This is a genomic window from Sphaerotilus uruguayifluvii (assembly GCF_013294065.1).
Classification (GTDB): Bacteria; Pseudomonadota; Gammaproteobacteria; order Burkholderiales; family Burkholderiaceae_C; genus Sphaerotilus; species Sphaerotilus uruguayifluvii.
Genome location: NZ_JABSNM010000019.1, coordinates 32392 through 50055 on the forward strand (window position 1 = coordinate 32392; position 17664 = coordinate 50055).

The 17664-nt window shown below is 71.0% G+C and carries 16 protein-coding genes; 6 read left to right on the forward strand and 10 right to left on the reverse strand.

Going from position 1 to position 17664, the window contains the following annotated elements; genetic code table 11:
• Window positions 1-33: 33 nt before the first annotated feature.
• Window positions 34-948 carry a DMT family transporter gene (locus HNQ01_RS17705; protein WP_173806783.1) on the forward strand — a complete coding sequence of 305 codons (915 nt, stop codon included), beginning with the start codon at window positions 34-36 and terminating at the stop codon, window positions 946-948.
• Window positions 949-967: 19 nt separating this feature from the next.
• Here HNQ01_RS17705 and HNQ01_RS17710 read toward each other — a convergent pair whose 3' ends face one another.
• From HNQ01_RS17710 to HNQ01_RS17755, 10 genes are all read right to left on the reverse strand, one after another.
• Entirely contained in the window at window positions 968-1252 is a 285-nt protein-coding gene (locus HNQ01_RS17710; RefSeq protein WP_173806785.1) for a hypothetical protein, read from the reverse strand.
• Window positions 1253-1429: 177 nt separating this feature from the next.
• Window positions 1430-2152: an ABC transporter ATP-binding protein gene (locus HNQ01_RS17715; RefSeq protein WP_173806787.1), complete on the reverse strand. Its 723-nt coding sequence runs from the start codon at window positions 2150-2152 to the stop codon at window positions 1430-1432.
• A gap of 1 nt (window position 2153) precedes the next feature.
• Entirely contained in the window at window positions 2154-2912 is a 759-nt protein-coding gene (locus HNQ01_RS17720) for an ABC transporter ATP-binding protein (protein WP_173806789.1), read from the reverse strand.
• A complete protein-coding gene (locus tag HNQ01_RS17725) occupies window positions 2909-3928 on the reverse strand; it encodes a branched-chain amino acid ABC transporter permease (RefSeq protein WP_173806790.1) in 1020 nt (339 codons plus the stop codon). The genes HNQ01_RS17720 and HNQ01_RS17725 overlap by 4 nt, the downstream gene beginning before the upstream one ends.
• A gap of 7 nt (window positions 3929-3935) precedes the next feature.
• Complete coding sequence (locus HNQ01_RS17730; protein WP_173806792.1) at window positions 3936-4802, reverse strand: branched-chain amino acid ABC transporter permease; 867 nt, start codon at window positions 4800-4802, stop codon at window positions 3936-3938.
• 109 nt (window positions 4803-4911) lie between these two features.
• Entirely contained in the window at window positions 4912-6090 is a 1179-nt protein-coding gene (locus tag HNQ01_RS17735; RefSeq protein ID WP_173806794.1) for an ABC transporter substrate-binding protein, read from the reverse strand.
• A 22-nt stretch (window positions 6091-6112) separates the two neighbouring features.
• Window positions 6113-6919, reverse strand: coding sequence for an alpha/beta fold hydrolase (locus tag HNQ01_RS17740; protein WP_173806796.1), 807 nt, complete (start codon window positions 6917-6919; stop codon window positions 6113-6115).
• Window positions 6920-6935: 16 nt separating this feature from the next.
• Complete coding sequence (locus HNQ01_RS17745) at window positions 6936-8549, reverse strand: benzoate-CoA ligase family protein (protein ID WP_173806798.1); 1614 nt, start codon at window positions 8547-8549, stop codon at window positions 6936-6938.
• 15 nt (window positions 8550-8564) lie between these two features.
• On the reverse strand, window positions 8565-10157 hold the full coding sequence (locus HNQ01_RS17750) for a 3,4-dehydroadipyl-CoA semialdehyde dehydrogenase (RefSeq protein ID WP_173806800.1): 1593 nt from the start codon (window positions 10155-10157) through the stop codon (window positions 8565-8567).
• On the reverse strand, window positions 10154-10627 hold the full coding sequence (locus HNQ01_RS17755) for a 4-hydroxylaminobenzoate lyase (protein ID WP_173806802.1): 474 nt from the start codon (window positions 10625-10627) through the stop codon (window positions 10154-10156). Before HNQ01_RS17755 ends, HNQ01_RS17750 begins: the two co-directional genes overlap by 4 nt.
• Window positions 10628-10740: 113 nt before the next feature.
• Between HNQ01_RS17755 and HNQ01_RS17760 the strand changes: the two genes are divergently transcribed.
• From HNQ01_RS17760 to boxA, 5 genes are all read left to right on the forward strand, one after another.
• Window positions 10741-11691 (forward strand): helix-turn-helix transcriptional regulator, encoded by a 951-nt coding sequence (locus HNQ01_RS17760; protein WP_286180935.1) that lies wholly within the window; start codon window positions 10741-10743, stop codon window positions 11689-11691.
• Between the two features lie 100 nt (window positions 11692-11791).
• Complete coding sequence (locus HNQ01_RS17765) at window positions 11792-12865, forward strand: acyltransferase family protein (protein ID WP_173806806.1); 1074 nt, start codon at window positions 11792-11794, stop codon at window positions 12863-12865.
• Between the two features lie 173 nt (window positions 12866-13038).
• Window positions 13039-14715, forward strand: a complete 1677-nt coding sequence (gene boxC / locus HNQ01_RS17770) for a 2,3-epoxybenzoyl-CoA dihydrolase (RefSeq protein ID WP_217427602.1) — start codon at window positions 13039-13041, stop codon at window positions 14713-14715.
• A gap of 124 nt (window positions 14716-14839) precedes the next feature.
• The gene (gene boxB / locus HNQ01_RS17775; RefSeq protein WP_173806810.1) at window positions 14840-16267 is read left to right on the forward strand and encodes a benzoyl-CoA 2,3-epoxidase subunit BoxB; all 1428 of its coding nucleotides are present in this window, start codon (window positions 14840-14842) and stop codon (window positions 16265-16267) included.
• A gap of 33 nt (window positions 16268-16300) precedes the next feature.
• Window positions 16301-17584: a benzoyl-CoA 2,3-epoxidase subunit BoxA gene (gene boxA / locus HNQ01_RS17780; RefSeq protein WP_173806885.1), complete on the forward strand. Its 1284-nt coding sequence runs from the start codon at window positions 16301-16303 to the stop codon at window positions 17582-17584.
• Window positions 17585-17664 lie beyond the last annotated feature (80 nt).

Consider the following 17664-nt stretch of genomic DNA (forward strand, 5'->3'; position numbering starts at 1 on the left):
CCTGGCGCGCTGGCTGTCGCGCGCGCTCCTCCCATGCCGTCTTCCCCCTCCCGCCCGCTGCAGGGCGTCCTGTTCGTCGTCGCCGCGGTGGCGCTGTTCGCCTGCTTCGATGCCGGCGTCAAGGTCGCCAGCGCGCTGGCCCCGGTCGGCGTCGTCGTCTGGGCACGCTACCTGTTCCAGGTCGGCGTGACCGCGGTGACGGTGCTGCCGCGCCGCGGCCGCGCGCTGCTGCGCACCGAGCGGCCGGGCCTGCAGCTGCTGCGCGGGCTGTGCCTGCTGTCGCTGAGCGTGCTGGCCTTCTTCAGCCTGCAGGTGATGCCGGTGGGCGAGTTCACCGCCATCGTCATGCTCACGCCGCTGCTGATCACGCTGCTGGCGGCGCTGACGCTGGGCGAGCGCATCTCGGCCTGGCGCTGGCTGCTGCTGGCCGGCGGCATGGCCGGCGCGCTGATCGTCATCCGCCCCAAGGGCGAGGCCCATGACCTCGGCTGGGCGGCGCTGCTGCCGCTCGGGCTGGTGGTGTCGAACGCGCTGTTCCAGATCATCACCAGCCGGCTGGCGCGCACCGAAGACCCGACGACGACGCATTTCTACACCGGCCTGACCGGCGCGCTGCTGACCAGCGTGGCGCTGCCGTGGAGCTGGCAGCCGCTGTCGCCGGCGGGCTGGGCGCTGCTGGCGCTGCTGGGCGCGCTGAGCTCCTCCGGCCACTTCCTGCTGATCCTGGGCTACATGCGCGCCCGTGCGGCGACGCTGACGCCCTTCCTGTACTTCCAGATCGTCTTCGCGACGCTGGTGGGCTGGATCTGGTTCGACCATGCGCCCGACGCGATGACCCTGGTCGGCATCGCGGTCATCGCCGGCTGCGGCGTGGCGGGCACCTGGCTGGCCAGCCGGGCGACGCCCGCTGCGGAGCCGGCGCTGCCGGCGCGGCGGTGCTCGGCCTGATCGTGCGGGTCCGGCCGGTTCAGTCGCCGAAGGTCGACAGGCCGGCGAAGCGGCTGGCCAGATGCTCGCGCCGGCACACTGCCGTCGGCCACAGGCAGGGCCACAGGAGCACCGTGAGCGTGCCGAGAATCAGCGCCGAGACGGCGGCGCGCGGCAGCGGCCGCTCGCCGGCCGGCTGCATCGCGCGCAGGACCTGAGCCTCCTGGACGGCGTCGCCGATCAGCTCGCTCAGCGGACCGCGGAAGACCAGCGTCAGGCCGATGCCGAGGTAGGCCCCCATCAGGATGTCGAGAAAGTACTGCATGGTCTTCGTCCTGTCGCGAAGACCGGATGCTGTCATGATCCGGATCTGCCTGGTACCAAGTCGGGTTCCTGCATTCGCGGGGGGCCTGATCCCGAGCTGCACATCCCGGGCCGTCTTTGCCGCTTCTGGCCGGGAGCCGGGCGGCCCGTCCGGGCGGGGCGGGCCGGATCGGCGGCGCTACACGCCCAGGCAAGCGGCCAGCGCCGGGCTGTCGCGCAGCGCGGCGGCCTCGCCGGCCAGCACGACGCGGCCCTTCTGCAGCACGACCAGCCGGTCCGACTGGTCGCAGACCTTGCGGTAGTCGCGGTCGACGATCAGCGTGGCGATGCCGGTGCGGCGGATCTCGGCGATGACGCGCCAGATCTCGGCGACGATCAGCGGCGCCAGACCCTCGGTGGCCTCGTCCAGGATGATGGCGTCGGGATTGGTCATCAGCGCGCGGCCGATGGAGAGCATCTGCTGCTCGCCGCCCGAGAGCTGGTGGCCCAGGTTCGTCAGCCGCTCGGACAGGCGCGGGAAGGTCGCCATCACGCGCTCGAAGGTCCAGTCCTGCTGGCCGGCGGTGCCGGCGCGGGCGGCCATGAGCAGGTTCTCGCGCACGGTGAGCGTCGGGAAGATGCCGCGGCCCTCGGGCACGTAGGCCACGCCGAGCCGCGCGGCCTGGTGCGGCAGGCCTTTCGACAGGTCCCGGCCGGCGACCTGGATGCGGCCCTGGCGCTGGCGCACATGGCCCAGCAGCGTGCGGATCAGCGTCGACTTGCCCATGCCGTTGCGGCCGAGCAGGCCGACGGTCTCGCCGCGCTCGAGGCGGAAGTCGATGCCGTGCAGGATGTGGCTGCTGCCGTACCAGGCCTGCAGGTCCTGCGCGTCGAGGATCGGCGCGTCCGGGAATGTCGTCATCTCAGTGGCCTCCCAGGTAGGCGGCCTGCACGTCGCGGTTGCTGCGCACCGCGTCGGGCGTGCCTGTGGCGATGACCGCGCCGTTGACCATCACGGTGATGCGGTCGGCGACCGCGAACACCGCGTCCATGTCGTGCTCGACCAGCAGCAGGGCATGGCCCGTCTTCAGCGAGCGCAGCAGCTCGAGCATGCGCTGCGATTCCTCCGGGCCCATGCCGGCCAGCGGCTCGTCGAGCAGCAGCACGCGCGGCTCGGTGGCCAGGCACATCGCGATCTCGAGCTGGCGCTTCTGGCCGTGCGAGAGGCTGGCGGCCTGGCGCTCGGCCAGCGCCGCCAGGCCGGCACGCTCGATCGCGCTGCGAGCACGCTCGACGCTGGTGCGGCAGGCCTGCGCCGCCTCCCACCAGGCCCAGGGCCGCTGCACGCGGGCCTGCGCGGCCAGGCGGCAGTTCTCGAACACGCTCAGCGGCAGGAAGATGGTGTTGCGCTGGTAGCTGCGGCCGATGCCGGCATGCGCGAGCTTCGGCTGCGGCCAGCGCGTCACGTCCGTGCCGCCGAGCAGGACCGCGCCGCTGCTGGGCGCGAGCTCGCCGGAGAGCAGGTTGATCAGCGTCGACTTGCCGGCGCCGTTGGTGCCGATGACGGCGTGGATCTCGCCCTCGGACAGCGCCAGCGACACGTCGCTGACCGCGCGCAGCGCGCCGAACTGGCGCGACAGGCCGCGCGCCTCGAACAGGACCGGGTTCGGGCTGGGGTTCATGCGTGGCGCTCCCGCGGGGTGTCGGTGGCGGTCGGGGTCGGCCGCGCGCGGCGGGGCCGGCGCAGGCGCAGGCCTGCCAGGCCCTGCGGCAGCAGCGCCACCGCCAGGATGATGAAGCCGCCGAACAGCAGCTGCCAGTGCCGGGTCAGCGCGGAGAAGCCCTCCGAGAGCAGCACGAAGGCAAACGCCCCCGCCACCGCGCCGCCGAGGCTGCCCAGTCCGCCGAGAATGATCATCACCAGCGCGTTGCCGCTGTAGTGCCAGGACAGGATCTCCGGCGTCACGAAGCCGTACTGCGCCGCGTACAGGAAGCCGCCCAGCCCGGCGAGCATGCCCGCCAGCACGAAGGCGCCGAGCTTGTACAGCAGCGTCGGGTAGCCGGCGGCGCGCATGCGCTGCTCGTTGTGGCGGATGCCGGCCAGCGCATGTCCGAAGCGCGAGCGCAGCACCAGCCCCAGCACCGCCAGCGTCAGCGCCAGCCCGGCCAGCACGAAGCCGTGGAAGTGGCCGGCCTTCTCCAGGTCGATCGCCTGCCAGCCGGCGATCGAGAAGTCTGGCTTGAAGTAGATGTAGGCGCCGTCGCTGCCGCCGGCGATCCGGGTGTCGTGGAAGACGAAATAGACCAGCTGCCCGAAGGCCAGCGTGACCATGATGAAGTAGATGCCCTGGGTGCGCATCACCAGCGCGCCGACGAGCAGCGCCAGCAGCCCGGCGCCGCCGACCGCCGCGGCCAGCATCAGCCAGCCGTTGCCGGCCTCCGACATCGGCGCGAGCATCGCCACCGCGTAGGCGCCGAAGCCGAAGAAGGCCGCATGGCCCAGGCTGACCAGCCCGGTGATGCCGACCAGCAGCTGCAGGCTCGCGGCGAAGATCGCCATGATCATCACCTTCGACAGCAGCTCGACATGGAACTTGCTGCCGATCGGCTCGGGCAGCAGCGGAAACACCGCCAGCAGCGCCAGCACGAGCAGCCAGGCGCGCACCGGGCGCACGAGGAGGGAGGAATGCTTGTCCATCGCCGGATCACCCTGCCTTGAACAGACCGGCCGGGCGCCACAGCAGGATGGCCGCCATCAGCACGTAGACCAGCGCGCCGGCACCTTCCTGCCAGAGCACCTTGCCGAAGGTGTCGACGACGCCGATCAGCAGCGCCGCCACCAGCGCGCCCTTGACCGAGCCGATGCCGCCGATCACCACCACCACGAAGCACACGATCAGCACCTGTCCGCCCATGCCCGGATAGACCGAGGACATGGGCGCCGCGATCATCCCGGCGAACACCGCCAGCGCCACGCCGACCGCGAACACGATGCGGTACAGCAGCGTGATGTTGATCCCGAGCGACTGCACCATCTCGCGGTTGGTGGCGCCGGCGCGCACCATCATGCCCAGGCGCGTCCTGCTGATCAGCAGGTACATGCCGAGCGCCAGCGCCAGGCACACGCCCGAGACGAACAGCCGGTAGACCGGATAGGTCATGCCGTTGCCGATGGCGATCGAGCCCGCCAGCAGCTCGGGCATCGCCACGCCGTGCACCTCGTCGCCCACCAGCAGGCTGCGCAGCTCCTCGAAGACGAGGATCAGCCCGTAGGTCATCAGCACCTGCTGCAGGTGCTCGCGCTCGTAGAGAAAGCTGAAGAAGGCCCATTCGAGCAGGTAGCCGAAGGCCACCGCCAGCAGGGTGCCGACCAGCAGCGCCAGCGGCAGGCTGCCCAGCAGCGAGCTGAGCGCGAAGGCCATGTAGGCGCCGATCATGTAGAAGCTGCCGTGGGCGAGATTGATCACGCCCATGATCCCGAAGATCAGCGTCAGCCCCGAGGCCACCAGGAACAGCAGCAGGCCGTACTGCACGCTGTTGAGGCACTGGATGAGGAAGGTGGTGAGGTCCATGGGGGACGTGCGTGCGGTGCGTGGGTCCCCGCCTGCGCGGGGATGACGCCCGGTCCTTCTCCGTCATCCCCGCGCAGGCGGGGGTCCACGACGAGGGCCGGACCCGGGATCAGAGCTTGCAGCCGCGCGCCGGATCGGCCAGCCCCTTGGCCGCCACGCCGATGTTGCGGTTCACCTTGCCGCCGACCTCGCGCAGGTAGATGTCCTGCACCGGGTTGTGCGCCCGGCTGAGCGTGAAGGCGCCGCGCGGGCTGTCGATCTTCGTGCTCTCGATGGCCTTGACCAGCGCGTCGCGCTGCTTCATGTCGCCCTTGACCGCGTTGACGCCGGCGGCCAGCATCTGCGCCGCGTCGTAGCCCTGCACCGCGTAGACATCGGGCTGCAGCTTGTAGGTCTTGGCGTACTGCAGCCGGAAGGCCTTGTCCTTCGGGTTCGCCAGGTCGTCGGCGTAGTGCAGCGTGGTCAGCAGGCCCTTGGCGGCGTCGCCCTGCGCCTCGAGCGTGCCGTCGGTCAGGAAGCCTGCGCCGATCAGCCGGATGCTGCTGCCCAGCCCGGCCGCCGCCCAGTCCTTGACGAACTTGACCGCGCCGCCGCCGGCGAAGAACACGTAGACCGCATCCGGCTTGAGCGCGGCCACCTCGGTCAGAAGCGCCTGGAACTCGACATTGGGGAAGGGCAGGTTCAGCTCCTTGACCACCTTGCCGCCGCCGGCCTCGAAGCCCTCCTTGAAGCCCTTGACCGACTCGTCTCCGGCCGCGTACTTCCAGGTCAGCGTCACCGCCGTCTTGATCTTCCTGTCGGCGGCGACCTTGCCCATCGCGAAGCCGGGCTGCCAGTTCGAGAACGAGGAGCGGAAGATGTTGGGCGCGCACAGCGGGCCGGTGATCGCGTCCGCGCCGGCGTTGGGCACGATCAGCAGCGTGTTGCTGTCCTTGGCGACCTTGGCCATCGCCATCGCGACACCCGAGTGCACCGTGCCGACCATCACGTCGACGTTGTCGCGCTTGACCAGCTTGCTGGCGTTGTCGGCCGCCTTGGCCGGATCGGACTCGTCGTCCACCTTCACGAACTCGACGGCCTTGCCGCCGAGCCTGCCGCCCTGCTCGTCGACGTACTGGCGGAAGCCGTTCTCGATCGCCGTGCCCAGCGCGGCGTAGGTGCCGGTGTAGGGCAGCATGAAGCCGACCTTGATGCGGTCCTGCGCACCGGCCGCGCCGGCGGCGCCGGCCAGCGTCGCGGCCAGCAGCAGCGTGCGCGCGAGGCGCTTCGATCCGTGGGGCGTGTTCATCGCGTGTCTCCTCGTCGTGTCGTCAGCCGACGTGACGGTGCAGGAAGTTGCAGGTCGCGTCGATCAGGGTTTGCGGCTGGTCGCGGTGCGGGCTGTGGCCGCAGGACGGCAGCTTCAGCAGCTCGGTGCGCTGCGACGGGCGCAGCGCGGCGATGCGCTCGATCTGCGCCATCGTTCCGTACTCGTCGTCCTCGCCCTGCACCGCCAGCACCGGGCAGGTGATGCGGGCCACTTCCGCCTCGAGGTTCCAGTCGCGGAAGGCCGGGTCGAGCCAGATGTCGTTCCAGCCGAAGAAGGCCGAGTCGGGATCGGCGTGGTGGCGGGCCAGCCGGGCGCGCAGGTCGGTGCTCTCGTAGGCGACGCGGGCCTGGCGGATGCTCTCGATCGTCAGGTCCTCGACGAAGAGGTGCGGCGCGGCCACCACCAGCGCGGCGACCCGCTCGGGGTGTGCGGCGGCATGCAGCAGCGCGATCGAGCCGCCGTCGCTGTGGCCGAACAGCACGCAGGGCCCGGCCTCGCCCAGCGCGTCGAGCAGCGCTGGCAGCAGCTCGCGCGCCTGGCGGTGCATGAAGTCGGGCTGCCAGCGCTCGTCCGGCGGGCGCGGCGTCGAGCGGCCGTAGCCCGGGCGCGAGTACACCCAGCCGGCGCGGCCCAGCGCGGCGCACAGCCGCGCCGGGAAGTCGCGCCACAGCGACAGCGAGCCCAGGCCTTCGTGCAGGAAGACCAGCGGCGCGCGCGCCGGGGCGCCCGCCGGCGCGTCGATGCGCGCCCACTCGATCTGCACCGGCCGGCCGGCGGGCGCGAGCGTGACGAATCCGGTGGCGTCCATGGCGCGGCGTCCGGGCTCAGGTCGAGGCGCGGGCCTGCGTCTGTGCCTGCGCACGCTCGCGCTCGCGCAGCCGGAAGCGCTGGATCTTGCCGGTGGCGGTCTTGGGCAGCTCGTCGACGAACTCGATCTGGCGCGGGTACTTGTAGGGCGCGAGCCGGTCCTTCACGAAGGCCTTCAGCTCGGCCTCGGTGGCGCCGTGCGGCTCCTTCAGGATCACGAAGGCCTTGGTCTTGGTCAGCCCTTCTGCGTCCTCCACGCCGATGACCGCCGCCTCCAGCACCGCCGGGTGCTGCACCAGCGTGGCCTCGACCTCGAAGGGGCTGACGTAGATGCCGCTGACTTTCAGCATGTCGTCGGAGCGGCCGCCGTAGGTGTAGGTGCCGTCGGCGTTGCGCACGTACTTGTCGCCGCTCTTGGTCCAGCCGCCCTGGAAGGTCTCGCGGGTCTTCTCGCGGTTGCCCCAGTACATCATCGCGGCGCTCGGGCCCTGGATGTAGAGGTCGCCGGGCTCGCCCTCGGGCACCTCGCGGCCGTCGTCGCCGCGCAGCTCGACCCGGTAGCCCGGCACCGGCCGGCCGGTGGTGCCGTAGCGCACGTCGCCGGGGCGGTTGCTCAGGAAGATGTGCAGCATCTCGGTCGAGCCGATGCCGTCGACGATGTCGACGCCGAAGCGGGCCCTGAAGCGCTCGCCCAGCTCGGCCGGCAGCGCCTCGCCCGCCGACGAGGCCAGGCGCAGCGCCACCGCCTCGCGCGCCGGCAGCTTCGGATGCGCGAGCATGCCCGCGTAGCCGGTCGGCGCGCCGAAGAAGACGCTCGGACGCACGCCGCCCGTGCCGCCGAGCCAGCGCTGGAACACCGCCTCCGGCGTCGGCCGATCCGCCATCAGGATCGTCGTCGCGCCCACGCTGAGCGGGAAGCTCAGCGCGTTGCCCAGCCCGTAGGCGAAGAAGAGCTTGGCGGCGGAGAAGCACACGTCGTCCTCGCGCAGGCCCAGCACCGCGCGGCCGTAGAGCTCGGCGGTCCAGTAGGGGTTGCCGTGCGAGTGCACCGTGCCCTTGGGACGGCCGGTCGAGCCGGAGGAATAGAGCCAGAAGCCGGGCGCGTCCGGCCCGGTGGCCGCCGCCTTCTGCGCCGGCGCGTGCGCGGCCAGGAAGGCCTCGAGCTCGACCTCGGACGGATGCAGCGGCGCCACCGGCCGCGACACGATCACCCGGCCCACCTCGTGGTCCGACTTGACCAGCGCGGCGTTGAGCGTCGGCAGCAGCGCGCCCGACACCAGCACCGCCTGCGCCCGCGAGTGCTCGAGCATGTAGGCGTAGTCGTCGGCGGTCAGCAGCGTGTTGACCGCCACCGGCACGATGCCGGCATGCATCGCGCCGAGAAAGCTCACCGGCCAGTCGTTCACGTCCTGCATCAGCAGCAGCACGCGCTCTTCCCGCTTGATGCCCAGCCCGCGCAGGCCGCTGGCCAGGCGGCGCACCCGCTCGTCGAGCGCGCGGAAGGTGAGGGTGCCGAGATCGTCGACGAAGGCCGCCTTGTCCGGCCGGCCGGCATTGAGCGCGAGCAGGTGCTGGGCGAAGTTGAAGTCCGCGCCGGGCGCGGCGACGGGCAGGTCGGTGAGGTCGCTCATGGCGGGTCTCCTGGATCAGGCGGCAGGCGGCGTCGGCGGGGTCAGCCGCGACAGCACGGTCGGCGCGGCCTGCACGGCGGCGCGCCGGTGATGGAAGTTCAGCGCACGCAGGCCGCCCAGCTCCTCGCCGCCGCCGGCGCGGCCCGGGCCGCCGTGCAGCGACTGCGGCATGACGTTGCCGTGGCCGGTGTGCAGCGCGGCCACCGCCGGCGTCACGACATGCACGCGGCCATGCACGGCCGCCAGGTCGAGCGCGGTGGCGGCCAGCGCGTCGGCGGCCGCGTCGTCGTCCTCGCCGTACAGCGAGCAGGCCAGCGAGCCTTCGCCGCGGGCGACCAGCGCACGGGCATGGTCGAGGTCGCGGTAGGGCATCAGCGTGGCGACCGGACCGAAGACCTCGGTGGTGTGCAGCAGCGCGTGCTGGTCCGGGTCGCGCGAACCCAGCAGCACTGGCGCGACGCAGGCGGCCACCGCCGGATCGGCATCGACCAGCGCGGCGCCGCGGCCGTCGTGCAGCGTCTCGGCCACGCCCTGGAGCTGCGCGATGCCGGCCTGCACCGCGTCGAACTGCGCCCGGCTGACCAGCGCGCCCATGCGCACCGACTCGTTGCGCGGGTTGCCCACCGTGACCCGGGCCAGCCGCGCGCCGATCGCCTCGGCCGCCGCGCCGTAGAGCGCCTCGGGCACCAGCACGCGGCGGATCGCGGTGCATTTCTGGCCCGACTTCTGCGTCATCTCGCGGGCGACTTCCTTGACCAGCAGCTCGAAGGCGGCGCTGCCCGGCGTGGCGCCCGGCATCAAGAGGGCCGAGTTGACGCTGTCGGCCTCGATGTTGATCCGCACCGAGCGCTCGGCCACCGCCGGGTGGCGGCGCAGCAGCGCGGCGGTGTCGGCCGAGCCGGTGAAGCTCAGCCCGTCGAAGGGCTGCAGCGCATCCAGCAGCCCGGCCGAGCTGCCGCAGACCACGTTGAGCGCGCCGGCCGGCAGCACGCCGGCGTCGATCACGTCCTGCACCATGCGCTGCGTCAGCCACGCGGTCGCGGTGGCCGGCTTGACCACCACCGGCACGCCCGAGAGCAGCGCGGGCGCGGCCTTCTCCCACAGGCCCCACGACGGGAAGTTGAAGGCGTTGATGCACAGCGCCAGCCCGCGGGTCGGCACCTGCACATGGCGGCTGCCGAAGGCGCCGCCCTTGGCCAGCGCGACGAACTCGCCGTCGGCCAGCACGCGTGCGTCGCCCAGCGCCTCGCCCAGCTTCGCGTAGACGCCGATCGTGTAGATCGCGCCGTCGATGTCCACCGCGGAGTCGTTCTTCACCGTGCCCGAATTGGCGGTGGAGAGGGCGAAGTAGGCGTCGCGGCCGGCCTGCAGCACCTGGGCGACGGCCTTGAGCAGACCGGCGCGCTCGCGGTACGTCAGTGCGCGCAGCGCGGCGCCGCCCTGCCGGCGCACGCGCTCGAAGCCGCCGGGCAGGTCGAGGCCGGTCGCGTCGACCCGCACCAGCGCGTCGCCGAGCACCGGATCGAGCAGCGTCGTGCCGGCTCCGGTGCCGACATGCCGCTGGCCGCCGAGGTGGTTGGGCAGCAGCTCGATCGTGGACGCGCTCATGCGGCGGCTCCGGTGAACTCGATCGCGCCCTGCGGCAGCAGGTAGAGCACGAAGGCGCGCCCGCCCGCGACGGTCGGCCGGTGCGCCGAGCCGGGGCCGTAGACGCACCAGCCCGCACCGCGGCCGTCGAAGGTGGCGCCGGCGTCGACCGGCACGATCAGGTCGATCTCGCCGTGCGGATGGCGGTGGTGCGGGCCGGCGATGTCGGCCATGTCGACCACGTCGACCGAGCAGCCGGCCAGGTCGTCGGCGGCCTTGAAGATGCGGCCGTAGCGGATGCCGCCGCCCTCGCGCTGGCACAGCCAGCCCTCGGCCACGCCGGTGCGGATGGCCTCGGCCAGCCGGGTGAAGGTGGGGGAATCTGCACCATGGTGCAGGTTCAGCCAGGCATCGAGCGTGTCGTCGAGCGGCCGACCGGCCAGCTCGGCAGCCAGTTCGCTCAGTGCGGCCCGGAAGGAGGCTTGTGACATGATGGATTGGCGGCTTCAGTGAGATGCACTATTGTGCGTTCTGGAAAACGATAGTTATCACCCTGATCCGTGTCAAGCAATATAGTGCATACATGGTGTTTCCCCTAGGCGCGATGCAGACCTCCCGCAGCCCCGATTCCGGCCGCTCCGATGCCGGCCCCGCCCTTGCCGCCGACGAGGCCGGCGAGGCCAAGAACCCCTTCCTGGTCGCGCTGGGCGAGCGGGTGCGCGAGCTGCGCGCCCGGCGCGGGCTGACGCGCAAGGCGGTGGCACAGATGTCCGAGGTGTCCGAGCGCCATCTGGCCAACCTCGAGTACGGCATCGGCAACGCCTCGATCCTGGTGCTGCAGCAGGTGGCGGGCGCCTTGCAGTGCTCGCTGGCCGAGCTGATCGGCGACATGACCACCGCCTCGCCGGAATGGCTGATGCTGCGCGAGCTGCTCGAGCACCGCAGCGAGGCCGACCTGCGCCGCGCGCGCGAGGCGCTGGTGCGGCTGTTCGACGGTGCGGCGGCGGCACCGGCGCAGCGCAGCCGCTGCATCGCGCTGATCGGCCTGCGCGGCGCGGGCAAGTCCACGCTCGGCCAGATGCTGGCCGACGCGCTGGGCTGCCCCTTCATCGAGCTGAGCCGCCAGATCGAGGCCTTCGCCGGCTGCAGCATCAGCGAGATCCACAACCTCTACGGCACCAACGCCTACCGCCGCTACGAGCGCCGCGCGCTCGAAGAGGCGATCCAGATCTATCCGGAAGTCGTCATCGCCACGCCGGGCGGGCTGGTGTCGGATGCAGCCAACTTCAACCTGCTGCTGAACCACTGCACCACCGTGTGGCTGCAGGCCACGCCCGAGGACCACATGAACCGCGTCGCCGCCCAGGGTGACCTGCGCCCGATGGCGGCCAGCCGCGAGGCGATGGACGACCTGCGCCGCATCCTCGCCGGCCGCTCCGCCTTCTACGAGAAGGCCGACCTCGCGCTCGACACCAGCGCCCAGGACCTGGAAGCGACCTTCGCGCTGCTGCAGGCCCGGGTGATGCAGGTGCTGGAGCCTGATCCGGCACGCTGAGGCCGCGCCGTCCCCCCTGGGTCAGTGGTGCAGCCGGGGTTCAGTTTGTCTATTTTTCCTGCTGCTCCTGCTTTCGCGGGAGCGCTTCAGGGAGAAAGACATGAATCCAGGGCCTTCTTCGCCGGCCGGCGCCAACAATTTCGGGGCCTTGCGCCTGTTCTTCGCGGCCCTCGTGGTCTTCGCGCATGTGCCGGAGGCCCTCGACGGTGACCGCCATCGCGAGCCGCTGACCTGGCTGTCGGGCGGGCGGCTGTCGTGCGGCGACCTGGCGGTCGATGCCTTCTTCCTGATCAGCGGCTACCTGATCCCGCACAGCTACCTGCGCTCGGGCAGCATCGCCGGCTACCTGCACAAGCGGGTGCTGCGCATCTTCCCGGGCTTCGTCGCCGCCTACCTGGTGACGGTGCTGGTGGCGGCGCCGCTGGCCGGGGGCGACCTGCGCTCGGCGCTGGTGCCGGGCCAGCTGGCCGAGCATCTGGCGCGCATCGTGCTGCTGCACGGGCCCTTCGTGAAGGGCTCGTTCGTCGGGCAGCACTATCCCGCGCTCAACGTCAGCGTCTGGACGATTCCCTACGAGTTCAACGCCTATCTGCTGGTGATCGTGCTCGGGCTGAGCGGGATGCTGCGCCATCGCGTCGGCCTGCCGCTGCTGGCGCTGGCGCTGCTGGTGCTGGGCACCACCGGCCTGCAGCCGGGCATCGAGCTGCCGCCGACGCTGGCCAAGATCATCGGAACGCCGCAGGACAACGCCCGCCTGCTCGGCATGTTCTGCGCCGGCGCGGTCTTCCGCCTGCACGCCGACCGCATCCGCCTGGACCACCGCGGCGCGCTCGTCGCGGCGGGCGCGCTGCTGCTGGCGCTGGGCCAGCCGCGCTGGGCCGAGCTGGCCCTGGCACCGCTGGGCGGCTACCTGATCTTCTGGTTTGCGCTGAAGGTGCATTCCCGGCGGCTGTCGCGCATCGGCAGCGGCACCGACCTGTCCTACGGCCTCTACCTCTATGCCTGGCCGGTGCAGAACCTGCTCATCCGCCATCTGCCCGGCGCCTCGCCCTGGATGCTGGTGCCGCTGACGCTGGCGATCGCCGCCGGCCTGGGCTGGCTGAGCTGGCATCTGGTCGAGCTGCCGGCAAGCCGCTGGCGGTCGCGCGGCACTCTGGCTGCGGTCCCGGCCTGAGTCGCGGGCGGCGGTGCCGCCTGGTCAGCCCGCCGGCTCCGGACTTTCCCTGATTTCTGGCGTCATCTCCGGCACATGAACCGGATTGCATTTGCGTCACCTCAAGACAGGCACTATGATGCATTTCATCCGCTCACCGAATGCACGATCGTGCGTCCCGCCAGGAGACTCCGATGACCCAGACCGCTGTTCCCGTCGCCCCCGCTGCCGTCGACTACCAGACCCATCCGTCGCGCTACCGTCACTGGAAGCTGTCGTTCGAGGGCGCGGTCGCGACGCTGTCGGCCGACTTTGACGAGAACGCCGGCCTGCGTCCCGGCTACAAGCTCAAGCTCAACAGCTACGACCTCGGCGTCGACATCGAGCTCAACGACGCGGTGCAGCGCATCCGCTTCGAGCACCCGGAGGTGCGCACGGTGATCGTCACCAGCGCGAAGGAGAAGGTGTTCTGCTCGGGCGCCAACATCTTCATGCTCGGGGTCTCCAGCCACGCCTGGAAGGTCAACTTCTGCAAGTTCACCAACGAGACCCGCAACGGCTTCGAGGACTCGTCGAAGCATTCGGGCCTGAAGTTCCTGGCTGCGGTGAACGGCGCCTGCGCCGGCGGCGGCTATGAACTCGCGCTGGCCTGCGACGAGATCATCCTGGTCGACGACCGCTCGTCGGCGGTGTCGCTGCCGGAGGTGCCGCTGCTGGGCGTGCTGCCGGGCACCGGCGGCCTGACCCGCGTGACCGACAAGCGCCGCGTGCGCCATGATCTGGCCGACATCTTCTGCACCACCAACGAGGGCGTGCGCGGCCAGAAGGCCAAGGACTGGCGCCTGGTCGACGACATCGCCAAGCCGGCGCAGTTCGCCGCCCGCGTGCAGGAGCGCGCGCTGCAGCTCGCCGCGCAGAGCGATCGCCCGGCCGAGGCCAAGGGCGTCGAGCTGACGCCGCTGGACCGCACGGTCGAGGCCGACGCGCTGCGCTACAGCCAGGTCACCGTCGAGATCGACCGCGCCCGCCGCGTCGCCACCTGGACGGTGAAGGCGCCGAGCGGCGCGCAGCCGACGGACGTCGCCGGCATCGAGGCCGCTGGCGCGGCCTGGTATCCGCTGGTGCTGGCGCGCGAGCTGGAGGACGCCATCCTGTCGATGCGCACCAACGAGCTGGAGATCGGCACCTGGCTGATCAAGACCCAGGGCGACGCGGCGGCGGTGCAGGCGATGGACGCCACGCTGCTGGCGCACCAGGGCCACTGGCTGGTGCGCGAGACGACCGGCCTGCTGCGCCGCACGCTCAGCCGCCTGGATGTCTCCTCGCGCAGCCTGTTCGCGCTGATCGAGCCGGGTTCGTGCTTCGCCGGCACCTTCCTGGAGCTGGCGCTGGCCTGCGACCGCAGCTACCACCTGGCGCTGCCGGACGACGAGGCCGCCGCGCCGAAGATCACCGTCGGCGAGGTCAACTTCGGCCTCTACCCGATGGCCACCGACCAGAGCCGCCTGGCGCGCCGCTTCTATGACGAGGCCGCGTCGATGGCCGCGGTGCGCGCCGCGATCGGCCAGCCGCTCGACGCCGATGCGGCCTTCGGGCTCGGCCTGGTGACCTCCAACCCGGACGACATCGACTGGGCCGACGAGACCCGCATCGCCATCGAGGAACGCGTGGCGATGAGCCCGGACGCGCTGACCGGCATGGAGGCCAACCTGCGCTTCAACGGCGTCGAGAACATGGTCACCCGCGTCTTCGGCCGCCTCACCGCTTGGCAGAACTGGATCTTCCAGCGCCCGAACGCCGTCGGCGAGAAGGGCGCGCTGAAGGTCTACGGCAAGGGCGACAAGGCCGCCTTCGACTGGAACCGCGTCTGAATCAGTCCTTCCCCTCCGTCATTCCCGCGAAAGCGGGAACCCACCCCCGTCACCGTCGTCACCGTCGTCTGCCCCTCGTGGGTTCCCGCTTTCGCGGGAATGACGGCAGCCCAGGAGTCCTGACATGAGCAGCATCGACTACAGCGAGAAGATCCCCAACAACGTCAACCTCGCCGAGGACCGCACGCTCAAGCGCGCGCTGGAGCAGTGGCAGCCCAACTACCTCGACTGGTGGGCCGACATGGGCCCGGACGGCTCGCAGAACTTCGACGTCTACCTGCGCACCGCGGTCAGCGTCGATCCGCAGGGCTGGGCGCAGTTCGGCCACGTCAAGATGCCCGACTACCGCTGGGGCATCTTCCTGAATCCGGCCGAGGCCGACCGCAAGATCCACTTCGGCGACCACAAGGGCGAGGACGCCTGGCAGGACGTGCCCGGCGAATACCGCGCCAACCTGCGCCGCATCATCGTGACCCAGGGCGACACCGAGCCGGCCTCGGTCGAGCAGCAGCGCCACCTCGGCCTGACCGCGCCCAGCCAGTACGACCTGCGCAACCTGTTCCAGGTGAACGTGGAAGAGGGCCGCCACCTCTGGGCGATGGTCTACCTGCTGCACAAGTACTTCGGCCGCGACGGCCGCGAAGAAGGCGAGGCGCTGCTGGAGCGCCGCTCGGGCCAGAAGGACAACCCGCGCATCCTGGAAGCCTTCAACGAAGAGACGCCCGACTGGCTGTCGTTCTTCATGTTCACCTACTTCACCGACCGCGACGGCAAGTTCCAGCTCTGCGCGCTGGCCGAGTCGAGCTTCGATCCGCTGGCGCGGACCACGAAGTTCATGCTGACGGAGGAAGCGCACCACATGTTCGTCGGCGAGTCGGGCGTCAGCCGCGTCATCAACCGCACCTGCCAGGTGATGAACGAGCTGAAGACCGACGACCCGGCCAAGCTGCGCGCCGCCGGCGTGATCGACCTGCCGACGATCCAGCGCTACCTGAACTTCCACTTCTCGGTGACGATCGACCTCTTCGGCGCCGACGAGTCGAGCAACGCCGCCACCTTCTACTCGACCGGCCTGAAGGGCCGCTACGAAGAGGGCAAGCGCATGGACGACCACCAGCTGCGCGGCCAGACCTACCGCGTGCTGAACGTGCAGAACGGCCAGCTCGTCGAGCGCGAGGTGCCGATGCTCAACGCGCTCAACGAAGTGCTGCGCGACGACTACATCAAGGATTCGGTGGCCGGCGTCGAGCGCTGGAACAAGGTGATCGAGAAGGCCGGCATCCCGTTCCGGCTGAAGACGCCGCACAAGGCCTTCCATCGCAACATCGGCAGCCTGTCGGGCGCCAAGGTGTCGCCGGACGGCCGCGTGGTGTCCGAGGCCGAGTGGAAGGCCAAGGCCGACGAGTGGCTGCCCTCGGGTGCCGACCGCGCCTTCGTCGCCAGCCTGATGGGCCGCGTCGTCGAGCCGGGCAAGTTCGCCAACTGGATCGCGCCGCCGGTCATCGGCATCAACCGCCAGCCGGTCGATTTCGAGTACGTGCGCTTCAACTGAGCTGGACAACCGAGCTGGAGATCCGCCGTGGACATGGCCGACATCGCTGACCTGACTGTCATCCGGCAGCACCTGATCGATCCCGAGATCTGCATCCGCTGCAACACCTGCGAGGCGACCTGCCCGGTGGGTGCGATCACGCACGACGACCGCAACTATGTCGTCGACGCGGGCCAGTGCAATCTCTGCATGGCCTGCGTGCCGCCCTGTCCGACCGGCTCGATCGACAACTGGCGGCTGATGCCGCGCGCCCGGGCCTACACGCCGGCCGAGCAGCTGCTGTGGGACGAGCTGCCGGCCGAGCTGACGCCCGAGCAGCTCGCCGAGGCCGGGGTGGCGGCCGGCGCGGCGCCCGGGGTCGAGCCGGTGGCGCCTGCGCTGCCGGCCGCGGTCGACGGCACGCCCGCCTTCGGCAGCGCGCAGTGGGGCGCCACCGTGCCGCCGTGGTCGGCCGCGCATGCCTACACCCACCTCTACGGCCCGAAGGCCGCCACGAAGACGATCACCGCGACCGTCACCGGCAATGTGCGCGTCACCGCGGTCGGCCGCGACTACGACACCCACCACATCGTGCTGGACTTCGGCGCGATGCCCTTTCCGGTGCTGGAAGGCCAGTCGATCGGCATCGTGCCGCCCGGCGTCGATGCCCACGGCAAGCCGCACCACGCCCGCCAGTACTCGATCGCGAGTCCCCGCAACGGCGAGCGGCCCGGCTACAACAACCTGTCGCTGACCATCAAGCGCGTGCTGGAGGACCACCAGGGTCGCCCGGTGCGCGGCGTGGCCAGCAACTACATGTGCGATCTGCAGGTCGGCGACAAGGTGCAGGTGATCGGGCCCTTCGGCGCCAGCTTCCTGATGCCCAACCATCCGAAGTCGCACATCGTCATGATCTGCACCGGCACCGGCTCGGCGCCGATGCGCGCGATGACCGAATGGCGCCGGCGCCTGCGCGCCAGCGGCAAGTTCGAGGGCGGCCGGCTGATGCTGTTCTTCGGCGCGCGCACGCCCGAGGAGCTGCCGTACTTCGGCCCGCTGCAGAACCTGCCGCGCGACTTCATCGACATCGAGCTGGCCTTCAGCCGCGTCGCCGGCCAGCCGCGCCGCTACGTGCAGGACGCGATGCGCGAGCGCGCCGCCGACCTGGCCGCGCTGCTGGCCGACCCGGACGCCTGCTTCTTCGTCTGCGGCCTGAAGGCGATGGAGGAGGGCGTGGTGCTGGCGCTGCGCGACATCGCCACCCAGGCCGGGCTGGACTGGGACACGGTCGGCGCCGCGCTGAAGCGCGAAGGCCGGCTGCACCTCGAGACCTACTGAGCGGGCGTGCCGAGCCGAGCCGGCGTTGATCTCCGGCAAATCCCGTATTCATTAGCCGACCGGTCGGTCTAACAATAAGA

Bases quoted from the DNA above. Each gene is read 5' to 3' on its own strand.
- HNQ01_RS17720 (WP_173806789.1), bottom strand. From the start codon at position 2,912: ATGAACCCCAGCCCGAACCCGGTCCTGTTCGAGGCGCGCGGCCTGTCG.
- HNQ01_RS17730 (WP_173806792.1), bottom strand. From the start codon at position 4,802: ATGGACCTCACCACCTTCCTCATCCAGTGCCTCAACAGCGTGCAGTAC.
- HNQ01_RS17715 (WP_173806787.1), bottom strand. From the start codon at position 2,152: ATGACGACATTCCCGGACGCGCCGATCCTCGACGCGCAGGACCTGCAG.
- HNQ01_RS17725 (WP_173806790.1), bottom strand. From the start codon at position 3,928: ATGGACAAGCATTCCTCCCTCCTCGTGCGCCCGGTGCGCGCCTGGCTG.
- HNQ01_RS17765 (WP_173806806.1), top strand. From the start codon at position 11,792: ATGAATCCAGGGCCTTCTTCGCCGGCCGGCGCCAACAATTTCGGGGCC.
- HNQ01_RS17735 (WP_173806794.1), bottom strand. From the start codon at position 6,090: ATGAACACGCCCCACGGATCGAAGCGCCTCGCGCGCACGCTGCTGCTG.
- boxB (WP_173806810.1), top strand. From the start codon at position 14,840: ATGAGCAGCATCGACTACAGCGAGAAGATCCCCAACAACGTCAACCTC.
- HNQ01_RS17710 (WP_173806785.1), bottom strand. From the start codon at position 1,252: ATGCAGTACTTTCTCGACATCCTGATGGGGGCCTACCTCGGCATCGGC.
- HNQ01_RS17760 (WP_286180935.1), top strand. From the start codon at position 10,741: ATGCAGACCTCCCGCAGCCCCGATTCCGGCCGCTCCGATGCCGGCCCC.
- boxA (WP_173806885.1), top strand. From the start codon at position 16,301: ATGGCCGACATCGCTGACCTGACTGTCATCCGGCAGCACCTGATCGAT.
- boxC (WP_217427602.1), top strand. From the start codon at position 13,039: ATGACCCAGACCGCTGTTCCCGTCGCCCCCGCTGCCGTCGACTACCAG.
- HNQ01_RS17705 (WP_173806783.1), top strand. From the start codon at position 34: ATGCCGTCTTCCCCCTCCCGCCCGCTGCAGGGCGTCCTGTTCGTCGTC.
- HNQ01_RS17750 (WP_173806800.1), bottom strand. From the start codon at position 10,157: ATGAGCGCGTCCACGATCGAGCTGCTGCCCAACCACCTCGGCGGCCAG.
- HNQ01_RS17740 (WP_173806796.1), bottom strand. From the start codon at position 6,919: ATGGACGCCACCGGATTCGTCACGCTCGCGCCCGCCGGCCGGCCGGTG.
- HNQ01_RS17745 (WP_173806798.1), bottom strand. From the start codon at position 8,549: ATGAGCGACCTCACCGACCTGCCCGTCGCCGCGCCCGGCGCGGACTTC.
- HNQ01_RS17755 (WP_173806802.1), bottom strand. From the start codon at position 10,627: ATGTCACAAGCCTCCTTCCGGGCCGCACTGAGCGAACTGGCTGCCGAG.